Source organism: Wolbachia endosymbiont (group B) of Horisme vitalbata (assembly GCF_964028625.1).
Classification (GTDB): Bacteria; Pseudomonadota; Alphaproteobacteria; order Rickettsiales; family Anaplasmataceae; genus Wolbachia.
Window position 1 is genome coordinate 1,420,714 of the sequence record NZ_OZ034797.1, and the last position, 13,853, is coordinate 1,434,566.

The window sequence follows — 13,853 nt, forward strand, 5'->3', positions numbered from 1 at the left end:
AGGGAAATAATGCACGTTGCTAAGTATCATAAAGAAAATGAGATACATCTTATATTTTTTCATGGAATAGGTGATAATTATAAAAATGCGTCCAGGTATATACAAGATAGATCTACATATCTCCATAGGTCTAATTTCTACACTCATGCACATAAATACCCAATTGCATTTCAAAACTATATAACTTACGCAATAGCTAGTTTCTTATTTTTAGGAATATCCATATTATCACCCGCTCTGATATTATTTACCAACCCAATGACGTCTAGGACAGCGAATTCAGCAATATTAGCAGCTTTGATTTGCACTTTTTTGTCTATATCAATACTCATGATTCCATTTATAAATAAGAATAAAAGCTTATCTCAGTCTTCGATAAAAAAAATCAATGAATTAATGGACAAGGGTGTAAAACCTGAAAACATCATACTTTTCGGCCATTCCTTTGGAGGAGCAGTTGCATCAGAAGTATTAAAATATTTTACAGACAAAAATATTAAACTTGGAGGCGTTATTTTTACTAGCACTTTCAGCTCTTTTCATAATGCAATAAAGCATTTTCCAATTCCTCAAGCAAAAATTTTAAGTGTACTGCCCTCATGCTTATTGAAAAAGATGCTTAAGGTCCTAAATTTAGATTTTGATATAGTAAGCAATATACAAAAGCTACAAAATGATAATATACCAATAGTAGTCATTAATCATGAAAGAGACACCTTAATACCATATCCTGTACAATTGGCAAAGGCAGTAGATGATCTATTGTTAAATAGAAATTCGATTAAGATCGTTAATCTGAGAGGCTTTACAGATAACCCGCATAACGGAGTTTTATCTAGTTGGCAATTGAGTGAAAATTTGGCTGATCTCATGCCTAATAAAATAATGAATAGATAGTACTTACAAAAAACTGTATATTTTTCGGTAAATTAACTATTCTAAACACATGCAAAAACGTCATATAACTATTTGTTGTGTACTGCTTTTCATAATAGGGGCATTATTTTTGATGCGTCCTATGATTGTTCCGTGTCTAATATCTGTTTTTGTTGCACATCTATTTAACCCGCTAGTAACCAAGTTTGAAAAATATAGAATACCACGTTCATGTTCTGTAGTTTTTATAATACTTACCTTATTGATAGCTTTTATATTAGTTATCACATTTGTTTTACCTATTATATATTTTCAAATTACTTTAATATTAAATTTCTTAGTGAATAAGATACCTTCATTAAAGCTTAAAGTGATTCCTTCTGTGCTAGAATTTCTTAATATAAAAACTGAAGATAGTTTATTTGATCACTTGTCTAAAAATCTAGTAGAAAATTACAGTGATTATATATCTTATTTTATAAATGCTCTTAGCATGGGCAGTAATCTTATAATTCAAGTGCTAAATTCAAGCTTTAATTTGATTTACATGGTATCATTAATAGCTATTACGCTTGTGGTGTTTTTTTATGTATTACGTGATTGGCCTGCAATTGTAGAAAAGGCTAATAAACTAATTCCCATTCTTTACAGAGAAAAAGCTGCAGGTTATTTTTCCAAAGTAGATTTCATTATATCTAATTACCTAAAGGGACAGTTAAACGTATGTATAGTCATGATGATCTTTTACTCCGTGGGCCTTAGCATAATTGGGCTGAAGCATTCTGTAGCTATTGGAATTTTATCAGGAACATTAACATTTATACCCTATATAGGGCCATTATTATACACTATTATCGGATTTTTGAGCGCCATTACTCAATTTAGTGGATGGTTTGAAAGTACTGCTGTCTTGCTATTATTTAGTGTTGGTCAATTAATAGACTCAAGCATATTAGTGCCTTTATTAATAGGAAAAAAAGTTCATATACATCCAACTATCATTATTTTAGGAGTTGTCATATGCACCTCATATTTTGGGTTTATAGGTATATTATTTTTTATTCCAATAATAGGAATGTTCAGTGTATTAGTAGAATATGCAATCAATAAATATTTTGAAAGTGAGCTTTATAAAAATGGCTAATTAGTTCACGATAAAAAGAAAAAGGACCTCTGATACATTTGAGAGATGGTGCGACCTGAAAGTCTTCGGTCATATTGTTTAAAAGGAGAGGAATTCATTCAGAAAGAAACTGAAAGGATTCTAAAACTTATTAAACCAGATGTTTTGCCGTCTGAGTCTACGCATCAGTGCGAATCGGGCAACCGGTTGGTGCCAAGCGATGCGGACAATGAACCTCCTCTTGAAAAAGAAGATGCTCAATCGTGAGAGGGGCATAAACTGCAAGCATCATGTGGTTGGAGGGCTAGGCTAGTGGTATGGTGAACGTAAGTGAAGCTTTATAAGTACCGATACGATGAAAGAGCTAAAGATGCTGATAAGCTCTGACCAAAAGGTAATGTGGATAAGTTACATTTTTCATTTCTAGATGTACGCAAATAATAACTCCACCGGTATAGAGAAGCCACCTAACCCACTGTTGTATGACTGGAGAAACAGGGTAAGCCTGTATTTTCGCCTACATGGCAAGCAAACCGCAAGGAATGCTGATGGAAGTGCAGGTAAAGGAGAATGGAGAAAGCGAATGCCATTTTGTAACGAAATGGATAGAATTTGTAACATTAATTCGCGTGAAAACGAGCAGACTTCCATTTGGTCCCTCGTGACAAGAAACTTTGTTAACCACTTAAGGTAGGAAAGCAGATGATTACAAGTAAACCCGTAAGTGCATCTACCGAAAGCTTTGAAGCATGGAAGCAATTGCCATGGAAGAAATGCCAGAAAGTTATTGTGAGGCTACAAAGACGTATTGTTAAGGCTGTCCAAGAAGGAAGATGGGGTAAGGTAAAAGCTTTACAACATCTTCTCACACGCTCTTTTAGCGGAAAAGCTTTGGCTGTTAAGAGAGTAACTGAAAACCAAGGAAAAACCACAGCAGGTGTAGATCGTCAACTATGGTCAACTTGCAATGCTAAATTTCAAGGAATAAAGCAGTTAAAGCAAAGAGGATATAAACCTTCTCCGCTAAAACGGATTTATATCAGTAAATCTAATGGCAAAAGAAGACCTCTTGGAATACCCACGATAAAAGATAGAGCCATGCAAGCATTATATCTGTTTGCTCTGGAACCGATAGCTGAAACGATCAGTGATCGTCACTCCTATGGCTTTAGACCTAAAAGATCCTGTGCAGATGCTACAGTAGCTTGTCATTTGTTACTGGCAAGTCGTAATCAACTACAATGGATACTTGAAGGTGATATCAAAGGATGCTTTGACAACATTAATCATGAATGGCTTATGAAGCATATTCCTATGGAGAAAAAAATTCTGCATAGTTGGTTAAAAGCTGGCTTCCTAGAATCAAAAACTCTGTATCCCACAACTGCAGGTACCCCGCAAGGTGGTATAATTTCTCCAATACTAGCCAATTTAGCCTTAAACGGACTTGAAAAGTTATTGGAAAGTCGATTTGGTAAACTCGGCAGTAGAAAAAGAAACAAAATCAGAAGTGGAGTGAATGTAATCAGATACGCAGACGACTTTATTATTTCAGGTTTCACACATGAAGTACTGGAAAAGGAAGTTAAGCCTTTAGTATCATCTTTTCTTCATGAGCGAGGTTTAATTCTGTCAGAAGAGAAGACAAAGATTACATCTATCACAACAGGGTTTGACTTTCTTGGTTGTAATGTACGTAGATATAATAAGAAGTTAATTATTAAACCTTCGAAAGAAAGTATTAAAAGACTTCTTAATAAAGCACGTACATTGATAAAAGCAAATATAGCGAACACTCAGGCTATAGTAATTAAGTCACTCAACTCTCTACTGAGAGGATGGGGAAATTACTATCACCATGTGTGTGCTAAAAAAGCGTTTAGAAAGATCGACAATGAAATTTGGCATAGTTTATGGAAATGGGCAAAGAAAAGACATCCTCGTAAAGGATTACGTTGGATAAAGAATCGTTACTTCAAAGTAATGGGTCAACGCCAATGGGTTTTTGCTGCACCCATATGCAAGAACAAACCAAAAGAGATACGGTATTTAAGACTGCTTAAGCTGATTGATATACCTATCAGACGACATGTTAAAATCAGAGCGGATGCAAATCCCCTTGACTTAAAATGGAAAAAGTATTTTGATGAGAGAGTGAAACGAACAAGAATGTTAGCAAGCTCTTTCTCAAGAGAAGGTTCTCTACTGTTGGTGTCACCATTAAGAATGATGTTTCCTGAGGAATCATGAAGGACAAGCCGGTTCTAGAAAAGAAGAACTTAGATAAGGGGCTCAAGCGTAGTGTGGGGAAACCTGCATGCTGCGTTTCTAAGGGAGGGGGTAGTAGTAATACTGCTTCCTTACCTGACCAAGTAAATTTTTATGCAAAAATTATTATCAAAAAGTAGTAATGTAAGAGGCTTTACGTGCAATTAAATTTATTTAGCAATAATCAAGTTGATTATTGCTGGCAAAACTATATCACCTTAGACGAAAATAAGCACGTATATAACTCAATAGTTAACGATTTATCTTGGAAATGCCTGATTCTTTTTGGACCTAACAGCTCTGGAAAAACTCACCTTGCTCATATTTGGCAATCAATAAACAATGCAATTTTTATCAATGTGAATAATTTTGTAAGCGAAATGAGGTATAGCGATGCGTTTATTTTAGAGGATGTACAAAACATTAAAGATGAGGAAATGTTGTTACATTGTTATAATTATATGAAAGAAAATGATAAGAGACTGCTAATCACTTCTTCAATTTCACCAAAAAAGCTTAACTTCAAACTAAGAGATTTAAGCTCCCGAATATTGTCAACTACCAGCGTAAAAATTTTGCCTGCAAGCGAGGAATTATTAAGAATTATGCTAATAAAACTATTTTCAGATAAACAGTTAAAAATTGATTTAAAAGTGATTAATTATATTCTAGCAAGAATAGAACGTTCTTTCCACAGCATTAATAAAATTATAGAAAAAATAGATAGTGAATCCATAGGATCGAATGTAACCATTCCTTTTATTAACACTTTATTAAAAAAAAGTCCCAAGTGATTCCTTCTGCTCAAGACATTTGTTATATATATTAAAGATTTATTAATACCCATACAATAATGAAGTTGAAATCACTATCTCTTTATGTTAAAATTATAATAAATGCTATGATGTAATAAGCATAAACAGACATAGCTAAGGGATATTTTATATGATAGTAAAACTTACTTTACAGGATGTTTTTTATAGATTTGATGTTATAATTGAAATATGGTAAAAATAAGATCAAATTTAAAAAAAAGGTTAAAACAAAGGTTTGTAGTACTTACTTTATTGATAAATGTTTTATTTATCTCATATTTTCTTATAAAAAATACAAAAAATACTTTTAATCAAATTATAGTCAAAGAAATAAATATAGGAGCTGATAATGAAAAATAAACAACCACAAAATAAAAAAGAGGATCTTTACATAACGTATTACATAGATACTTTGGTTTCCGAAAAATCCTCTACACAAAATACTTTGGAAAGTTATCGTTCAGATTTACACCAACTTGAAAAATTTTTATTAGAAGGAGGCACTACCTTAGTTGGTGCAAGTAAAGCTAATATTAAAGATTATGTAAACTTTTTACGTACACAAAAGAAATATAAAACTAGCTCTATATCAAGAAAAATATCTGCTATCAAAAATTTCTATAAGTGCCTATTTAATGATGGAATAATAGATTTTAATCCAGCACCGGCTAATGATAATGAATTAAGAAATCCAAAGGTTTCCCGTCCTTTGCCTAAGTATTTAAGTGTTCAAGAAATATTTTTGCTCATGGAAACAGTAAAAAAATCAGCAAGCGGATCGAATAAAGAGATAAGCAGTAAAAGGCTATGTGCAATTTTAGATATTCTTTACTCTTCCGGGATGCGTGTTTCTGAACTAATCAATATGAAGTTATGTGAAGTATCACATTTAGTAAACAGTAATGGTAAGGAAGGCTACATAATAATAAAGGGAAAAAGTGGCAGAGAAAGGCAAATCTTTTTTAATCAACAAGCATTGCAAAGCCTTAAAGATTATTTATCAATTCGTGACAATCTGCTCCCTAACAACAAAAAATCTGATTGGCTATTCCCAGGTGATAAACCTAATAAACCAATTACAAGGCAAAGAGTTGGTCAATTAATAAAGGAATTAGCAAGAAAGTGCGATATTGATGAAAATAAAATCTCTCCACATGTGATTAGGCATTCTCTTGCTACCCATCTACTGAATAGCGGAGCAAATATTGTGCTGATACAAAAAATTCTTGGCCATACTAATCTTTCTACAACACAAATATATACTCATATTGCTAACGAAAAGTTAAAGGACAAATTAGCTGATTCTCATCCTATTACTCAGATGATCAATAATTAAACTTATTGCTTTTAGTTTTGTAGTAAAGTTAAATTCAAATAAGTTTACGTGTGTTTGTGATTGCAAGTTTATTATTTAATTTACTCCTTATATTATGGGAAGTATTCTATACTTTAATTACTCTCCCTGTAATTTTCTTTCCTGAGTGTGTAATAACCATTTTCCTTGTTTGCTCGGTGAGAGTTGTATTATTCATGTTGCGTTTATTATGTGGCATTAAATATGAAGTGAGGGGAATGGAAAACATTCCTAAGCAACCTTTTATAATTGCATCTAAACACCAATCTCCATTTGAAACATTTATTTTTATACTACTTTTTAGAAAAGCAGTTTTTATTTTAAAACGTGAATTGAAATGGATTCCATTCATTGGTTTGCATCTCATGGCATTAAAAATGATTTTTATTAACCGCTCAGATGGTATTAGTTCTGTGCGTCATATCATGAAATTAGCAAAAGTGTGTATAAAAGAAAATAGAGGCATAATAATATTTCCTGAAGGTACAAGAACAACTATAAACCAAAATATAAAATATCAATCGGGTATTGCTGCTTTATATAGCGTATTATCTGTTCCTGTGTTACCGATTGCTTTAAACACTGGTTTGTTTTGGCCAAAAAGCATACTTTCTCTGAGAAAGAATCCCGGAAAGGCGGTAATAGAAATATTACCTCCCATATATCCTGGGTTAAACAAAAATGAATTCTTGCAAAGTTTAGAAAAAATCATTGAAGAAAGAAGTAGTAGATTAATTGCAGAAAAAACTGATATTGCAAATTAACAAAAAAACTTTATAATTAAAAGAAAAGTACAGGTATTAATATATGGCAAATCATAAGAGTGCTAAAAAAATGATGAAGGTAATAGCAAAGCGTACTTTAGTAAATAAGATGCGAAAAAGCAAAACTCGTACTGCTATTAGAAGATTAGTTGATATAATCAAGTCTGGTGATAAAGAGAATGTTGTCTTGGCATTTCGGAATGCTGAATCCAATTTACATAAATGTGTAAATAAAGGTGTCATTCATAGGAATACCGCTGCGCGTAAAATAAGTCGCTTAAATGCAAAAGTAAAAGCATTGATGACCGCTTAATACGGTTAATGTAAAGTTAGCTGTATTAATATATACTCTTCAGTTTGTATATTCTGTATAAAATTAAGTAGCTTAAGTGATGGATAAAAAAGCATTATTGGAACTAAGTAATGGGTCAAAAATTGATCTACCCGTATTAAATGGAACAGTAGGTCCTGGCGTGTTAAATATCAAGGATTTATATAAGAAGACAGGATTATTCACTTACGATCCAGGGTTTGTTTCTACAGCTTCATGCTCTTCTACAATTACATTCATTGATGGAGATGAAGGAGTTCTTAAATATAGGGGACATAATATAGCTGATTTGGCAGAGAATAATAATTTTACTGCTGTGATTTATTTATTGCTCTATGGTGAATTACCCAGTTCAGAGCAACACAAAAAATTTCTTCTCAAAATACAAGAATCATCCAAAGTATCAGAGCAAGTTACAAATGTAATCAAAGCATTTCCAAAAACTGCTCACCCTATGTCGATTTTAGTTGCATGTTTTGCAAATTTGTCAGCGTCTTACCATGAAATGCATGGCAACAATGTCAATGGTGAAGATTTAGATTTTGGAATTTCTGCAATAGCAAAAGTTCCTGCAATTGTTGCAATGATTTATAGACATATCAACAATCAGGAATTCATAAATGCTAATAATAAATTAAGTTATAGTGAGAATTTCTTAAATATGATATTTGGCAGTGCTGTTAATAATACCCTTTTTGTAAAAGCTCTGGATAAAATATTTACTCTTCATGCTGATCATGAACAGAATGCTTCTACAGCAGCTGTCAGATTGGTAGGGTCAGCTGGTTCTAATCTATTTGCAAGCCTGTCTGCAGGAGTTGCTACACTTTGGGGTCCAGCACACGGTGGAGCTAATGAGGCAGTTATAAATATGCTAAAAGAGATAGAGCAAAGTGGAGATGTAGATAGATTCATTGAGAAAGCTAAAGATGATAAAGATCCATTTAAGCTAATGGGATTTGGACATCGTGTTTATAAAAACTATGATCCGCGCGCGCTTATATTAAAGGATGCTTGTCATGAGATTTTAAGCAAACTAGAGCAAAACAATAAATTACTTGAAATTGCAAAAAAACTTGAAGAAATAGCTTTAAAGGATGAGTATTTTATTACACGTAAGTTGTATCCAAATGTTGATTTTTACTCAGGTATAATAATGAATGCTATCGGTATCCCTTCAAGTATGTTTACACCCATTTTTGCACTTGCAAGAACCACTGGTTGGGTTGCCCAGTGGTATGAAATGGTAAACGATAAAGAAACCAAGATTTGTAGGCCAAGGCAGCTATACCTTGGCAAATAAACTTTCATTCACAATTCGTCCTCAAATAGTCTAATTTTCTTTAGCTATAAAATACAGCAAATTGATTTTTTACTAGTTGATGTCTGCTTTTTTGCAGAACATTGGTCAGGCTGTGATATAGAAGGTTGGTTAAATGTTGTTTTGGGCTTATTAAAAGAAGATCGTGCTGAAGATCGTGCTGAAGAAGGGCCAAAGCCACTATCTTTAGCCGAAGCATCATCCCCACCTTTACCTTCACCATAGTAGTCGGGCCTAAGGAATTTGCTTGAGTTTTTAGCATGTGATTTACCTATAACTGAATTCTTAGGTGAATCACCAAAACCACTATCTGCACTTGTATCTGCACTTGGTCCATCCGTCCCTACTTTTTCTTCAGAAGGGGCAAGAGTTTGTGGTTTCATAGCTGGCACACGCGCAGGATCAATGGACAGTTTATAATCCTCATTGATTACAGAGCTCTCTATGATCTTATCCATCACGCAGTAAGCAATGTCTCGGTTAAAAAAGTCTATTGCATATATTCGTCCGTCACCATATGTTGGCAGACCTCTTTCTGCAATATCATCTTTTACATCACGCAATACTTTTGTACCACCAAACACCTTATTATTAATATGATCAACTTCTTTTTCATTTAAAAACTCTATGTAATTATCATAATCAATAACAGGAGCCAAAATTGAATACTCATCTTCACTTTCTTTATGGCAAGTATGCCACATAGAATCAATTGGTAGGTGCGGTAGTGCCTTACAAATTAAATCAACAATTGCGAACTTCAGAGTTTTATTCATTTCATCCTCGGTATTTGGATTATCATCCTCGGTATTTGGAGTATCAAAACAACGGCATGTCAGAGATACTATATGCTTTACTATGTCTTTAACAAGCTTAGGATTATCAAAAATGCTTTTCTTTAGATATACATAATTTCCTTTCTCTTCTAAAAAATCCTTAGTTTTTTTAGGACCATTTTCATAACCTGTTATCCTCGATGAGAGCAAATCTACAAAAGAACGTTGCAAATTTCTATCAACACACTCCGCACCATATAGATAAGATCCCTTATCAAAGACTTCATCAATTATATTATAATCTACATACTTTTCTATCTCCTTCTCTATATCATTTGGTAGCTCCTCAAAACCTAGTTCCGATTTTTTGTCTTCTTTTTTTTGCTCTTTAATAAGATCTGTTGCAAATCGCGCGATTTCATTGGCTAGTAAAAACTTTAGATTAGAAACCACCTCTTTCCTCATTGGCACCAAAAATTTATTACCTTCAGGCAATTTCTTTTGGTAAGAGTTAAAAGGAAAAAACTCTGTATAAAAACAATCATCACTAATAGTGTCATCAGAATGCCTTTTTTTCCTGTCATCCCAGTCTGGGATGGCTTTGTTGCATCACACTTTATGAGATGGTGATTTATGGTAAATTCATGTAACTATCTCAAATTTAGCCACACCAATATCAGTGAATTTATTAAGCAAATAGCATCTAGTTCTTTTTCTCGATTTATCTCAGATTTATTCCTAAAACTAAATCCGAATATTTGCTTTAATCTTGAGAAAAACCCTTCAATATAAGATCTTTTCCCATAATTTACTTTTTTTTCCATTCTTTCATGCCATCTTCACCGTATAATTTTATTAACCTAATAGCAGCATTCCTGTCAGACATATAATCTATTTTTGAATGTTCTGCTGCATCCTTTTTTGGTAGAACTTTTGTTTTTATATCGTATTTCTTACACAATTTATAAAGTTTTTGCCTATCGTATGCCCTATCTGCATATAATGCTTTTATTTTGTGCTGAAAATTAACTTCTTCAAGCAAATCGCAAGTGGTCAGAGTAGACACCGTTACTGTATTTTACAGCTATGGCTTTTTTGTTGTTTATATTTAACATTACGTGCAATTTTCTCGTTTGCTCATAGCCACTCTGTCAGTGCTATTTTCCTTGCTGTGTGTCGTTGTATATACTAATTCCTGTACTGTCTATAGCAATTTCGATATCTTCTATATTATTTTCTGCAATCATTTATCTTAATATTAAGTTTTTTTTGATGCTTGTGAATAGCTGCAAATCTCTTCCTATTTGTTGCAAATACCCTTTTATAAACCCGACTGTTTGTCTTAAACCAATTCTAAAGAAACTGACGATTATATGCACTAAAATCACAACTTTATCACTATAAATATAGTTGCCGCCCTGCATTTTTGGACAATTCTCGTACCAATTTTCTATGGCGTCATTGATATAACAAAAAATGCTTCCTCTTTCTTGGAGAAATTTGTTATATTCATGGCAGTTACTGACTCTCATTTTTTGTGGCATATTTTTTCTTCAACAGTTAAATGGCTATTTATAATGAATTTTGTCAGTAACTGCCAGTTCTTTTCACTTGAGCGATGCAACAAAGCCATCCCAGTGTCAATCACTGAAATGACACCCTTCCGGTGGGGATTGCTCTCAGACTACAATGTTCGTACAGTTGTACTGGGATTCAAGTATAAAAATATTTGGAAATTATACAATGGACAATGGATTCTAGGAGTATATGTTAAACATAATGAAATAAGCTGGATTCCAATGTCACGTACTGGAATGACAACATATAGGTATTGGAATAACAAAAGAGGAATATTATGATTTTATATCATTTTCCTCTTTGTCCGTTTTCACGAAAAGTTAGAGCTCTTCTCAAGGAAAAAAAGCTGAGTTGTGATTTGGTATATGAAAATCCATGGGAAAAGCGGAATGAATTCATGGAGATCAATCCAATCGGACAAGTACCAGTATTAATAGATAATAACTTTGTAATAGCGGATAGTAATGCCATTTGTGAATACATAGAAGAGACTTACAATAGCGACGTCAAATTACTTGGTTCATCCACTATTATTAAGTCTAAAATACGCGCTTTAATCAATTGGTTCGATAGCAAATTTTACAATGAAGTTACTAAGTATATTATGAATGAAAAAGTAATTACTAACCGCAGCCCTGACTCTAGATTTCTTCATGCAGCTCAGAATAACCTGCCTTGCCATATGGAATACATCGAACACTTAATTAACAAGAACGTTTGGCTTGCAACCGATAAGTTCACTTTAGCCGATATTACTTTAGCATCACATATTTCTATAATAGACTACGTAAATAGTTTCCCATGGGAAAAAAGTAAGATTTTAAAAGAATGGTACTCCATTGTTAAATCAAGGCCTTGTTTTCGCGAAATATTATTAGAGAGAGTTTTTGGCTTAACTCCCCCTAGACATTACGCTGACCTTGATTTTTAACTTGCGTGAGTTTTAAAGCTACAGTCATTCCTTCGTCAGTAGGAATCTTACTATTACCCACAAATATAAATGGACATAAAAATAAAGTATTACAACATTAAAGTTTGCAAACATTGAGGGTAAAAAATGGCAAACAGGAATAATGAATGGGCTGAAAATGAATTTGGAGATGCTGTACTTGGAGATAAAAGGTTAACTGACCGATTAGTAAATATTGCTGATAGTTTTACAAGTTTACCTGAAAGCTCAATCAATCAGGCGTGTGGAAGTTGGTCAGAAGCAAAAGCAGCATATCGTTTTTTTCAAAATGAGAACGTGAAAGAAGGCGATATTCTAGCTTCACACGTTGCTAAAACAGTTGAAAGAACAAAAGCCCATAAAAAAATTTTTGTGATCCAAGATACAAGTTATATTTCATACACAGACCATGAAAAAACAAGTGGATTGGGAGTTATTACAAGAAAACATAGTCAAGGTATTATAATGCATACAGCTCTAGCTGTTAGTATAGAAGGTTTGGTACTAGGGATACTAGATCAAAAAATTTATTCAAGACCTGAAGAATCTGAAAACATAAAAAAAAAGAACAATGACAGTATCCGCATTGAAGATAAAGAGAGTATAAAATGGTTAGAAACTTTAAGCAACACAAACAACATTATTGATTCAACTCAAACTGAGACTATAACTATATGCGATAGAGAAGCAGATATATATGAGTTTTTTGAGCTTGCACATAATCTTAATTCGGCAGTGTTAGTTAGAGCTTCCAAAGATAGGGCAGTAAATAGAAAATCTCGATATCCTGAAAAAGGTGAGCAGAAGTTATGGGAATTTATTAAATCCTCTCATTGTGCAGGTACGGTAAAAGTTGAAGTTCCTGCAAAAGATAATAAGCCAAAAAGAACAGCACATTTGGAAGTTAGATTCGGAAAGTTTATTATGCATCCATCTAAGAATAGTATTAGGCATAAGAAAGAAGAATTACTTAAATTACCACACTATGCAGTTTACGTTGTTGAAAAAGACTTTCCTTCTGAAACAAGTCCGCTAGAGTGGATGCTTTTAACAAATCTTCCAGTCAATACCTTTGATGAAGCTGTTGAAAAAGTTAGGTGGTATTGTCTTAGATGGAAAATAGAAATATTACATAAAATTTTAAAATCTGGTCTCAAAGTTGAAGAATGTAGGCTTGGAACAGCAGAAAGGTTGATGCGATATTTAACAGTAATGAGTATTATTGCTTGGAGAATTTTCTTTATTACAACAATTGCAAGAACTGATCCAACATTACCGTGTACTACCTTATTAGCCGAAGAAGAATGGAAAGTTCTATATGTAAAAATACATAGAAAACCATGTTCAAATGCAACTCCTACTATAAAAGAAGCTGTTTCATGGGTTGCTCAACTTGGAGGACATTTGGCTAGAAAAAATGATCTAGAACCAGGACCCATTACTATTTGGAAAGGATGGAGACGTCTCTTTGATCTAGCAGAAGGATGGCGACTTGCTCACGAACTTTATATTTGTGGGTAATAGTAAGAGTAGGAATCAATATGGAGAAATATTTTTTTTCATCTGACAATCTATCGTTAAACTCTCTCATAGCACGCCATGACTTTTCTGATACTTCTTTTGGAGGAGATTCTAAAAATACTGTATCAAATAATAGAGTGTTTACACTACCGACAATGTTGCAAAAAACATAAAAAT

16 protein-coding genes and 1 pseudogene are annotated in these 13,853 nt (G+C 33.2%); 12 read left to right on the forward strand and 5 right to left on the reverse strand.

The genetic code is table 11. From position 1 onward, the window contains the following. Positions 1–185: 185 nt before the first annotated feature. Positions 186–332, reverse strand: coding sequence for a hypothetical protein (locus tag ABWU56_RS06835; protein WP_010404009.1), 147 nt, complete (start codon positions 330–332; stop codon positions 186–188). Here ABWU56_RS06835 and ABWU56_RS06840 point away from each other — a divergent pair. The 10 genes from ABWU56_RS06840 (at position 331) to ABWU56_RS06885 (ending at position 8,834) form a co-directional block, all read left to right on the forward strand. Continuing rightward, positions 331–897 (forward strand): alpha/beta hydrolase, encoded by a 567-nt coding sequence (locus ABWU56_RS06840; RefSeq protein WP_010404012.1) that lies wholly within the window; start codon positions 331–333, stop codon positions 895–897. The two genes, ABWU56_RS06835 and ABWU56_RS06840, sit on opposite strands and share 2 nt — an antisense overlap. A 49-nt stretch (positions 898–946) precedes the next feature. Continuing rightward, positions 947–2,020, forward strand: a complete 1,074-nt coding sequence (locus ABWU56_RS06845; RefSeq protein ID WP_319803561.1) for an AI-2E family transporter — start codon at positions 947–949, stop codon at positions 2,018–2,020. Positions 2,021–2,068: 48 nt separating this feature from the next. Beyond that, positions 2,069–2,266, forward strand: a complete 198-nt coding sequence (locus ABWU56_RS06850) for a hypothetical protein (protein ID WP_230609272.1) — start codon at positions 2,069–2,071, stop codon at positions 2,264–2,266. A 435-nt stretch (positions 2,267–2,701) separates the two neighbouring features. Next, positions 2,702–4,249 (forward strand): group II intron reverse transcriptase/maturase, encoded by a 1,548-nt coding sequence (ltrA, locus tag ABWU56_RS06855; protein ID WP_149168704.1) that lies wholly within the window; start codon positions 2,702–2,704, stop codon positions 4,247–4,249. Continuing rightward, positions 4,246–4,407, forward strand: a complete 162-nt coding sequence (locus ABWU56_RS06860) for a hypothetical protein (RefSeq protein ID WP_012481963.1) — start codon at positions 4,246–4,248, stop codon at positions 4,405–4,407. The genes ltrA and ABWU56_RS06860 overlap by 4 nt, the downstream gene beginning before the upstream one ends. 18 nt (positions 4,408–4,425) lie before the next feature. Further along, positions 4,426–5,061, forward strand: coding sequence for a DnaA ATPase domain-containing protein (locus tag ABWU56_RS06865; RefSeq protein WP_353281409.1), 636 nt, complete (start codon positions 4,426–4,428; stop codon positions 5,059–5,061). Between the two features lie 370 nt (positions 5,062–5,431). Continuing rightward, positions 5,432–6,418 (forward strand): site-specific tyrosine recombinase, encoded by a 987-nt coding sequence (locus ABWU56_RS06870; protein WP_010404031.1) that lies wholly within the window; start codon positions 5,432–5,434, stop codon positions 6,416–6,418. 56 nt (positions 6,419–6,474) lie between these two features. Then, positions 6,475–7,200 carry a lysophospholipid acyltransferase family protein gene (locus ABWU56_RS06875; protein ID WP_029237643.1) on the forward strand — a complete coding sequence of 242 codons (726 nt, stop codon included), beginning with the start codon at positions 6,475–6,477 and terminating at the stop codon, positions 7,198–7,200. Between the two features lie 43 nt (positions 7,201–7,243). Continuing rightward, positions 7,244–7,513 (forward strand): 30S ribosomal protein S20, encoded by a 270-nt coding sequence (gene rpsT, locus ABWU56_RS06880; protein WP_007302369.1) that lies wholly within the window; start codon positions 7,244–7,246, stop codon positions 7,511–7,513. Between the two features lie 79 nt (positions 7,514–7,592). Then, positions 7,593–8,834 (forward strand): citrate synthase, encoded by a 1,242-nt coding sequence (locus ABWU56_RS06885; protein ID WP_064086000.1) that lies wholly within the window; start codon positions 7,593–7,595, stop codon positions 8,832–8,834. A 44-nt stretch (positions 8,835–8,878) separates the two neighbouring features. Here the strand turns inward: ABWU56_RS06885 and ABWU56_RS06890 are convergent, their stop codons facing one another. From ABWU56_RS06890 to ABWU56_RS06900, 3 genes are all read right to left on the reverse strand, one after another. Then, positions 8,879–10,123 (reverse strand): hypothetical protein, encoded by a 1,245-nt coding sequence (locus tag ABWU56_RS06890; RefSeq protein ID WP_353281411.1) that lies wholly within the window; start codon positions 10,121–10,123, stop codon positions 8,879–8,881. A gap of 313 nt (positions 10,124–10,436) precedes the next feature. Continuing rightward, positions 10,437–10,670, reverse strand: coding sequence for a hypothetical protein (locus ABWU56_RS06895; protein WP_353278766.1), 234 nt, complete (start codon positions 10,668–10,670; stop codon positions 10,437–10,439). Positions 10,671–10,875: 205 nt separating this feature from the next. Further along, positions 10,876–11,172, reverse strand: a complete 297-nt coding sequence (locus tag ABWU56_RS06900; RefSeq protein WP_264374473.1) for a transposase — start codon at positions 11,170–11,172, stop codon at positions 10,876–10,878. A 311-nt stretch (positions 11,173–11,483) separates the two neighbouring features. Between ABWU56_RS06900 and ABWU56_RS06905 the strand changes: the two genes are divergently transcribed. Together ABWU56_RS06905 and ABWU56_RS06910 are read left to right on the forward strand one after the other, a co-directional pair. Further along, positions 11,484–12,137 (forward strand): glutathione S-transferase family protein, encoded by a 654-nt coding sequence (locus ABWU56_RS06905; protein WP_010403901.1) that lies wholly within the window; start codon positions 11,484–11,486, stop codon positions 12,135–12,137. Positions 12,138–12,263: 126 nt separating this feature from the next. After that, entirely contained in the window at positions 12,264–13,676 is a 1,413-nt protein-coding gene (locus ABWU56_RS06910) for an IS4-like element ISWosp2 family transposase (RefSeq protein WP_264686125.1), read from the forward strand. Here the strand turns inward: ABWU56_RS06910 and ABWU56_RS06915 are convergent. Next, positions 13,597–13,818, reverse strand: a pseudogene (locus tag ABWU56_RS06915) (hypothetical protein); the annotation flags it as partial. The gene ABWU56_RS06910 and the pseudogene ABWU56_RS06915 sit on opposite strands and share 80 nt — an antisense overlap. Positions 13,819–13,853 lie beyond the last annotated feature (35 nt).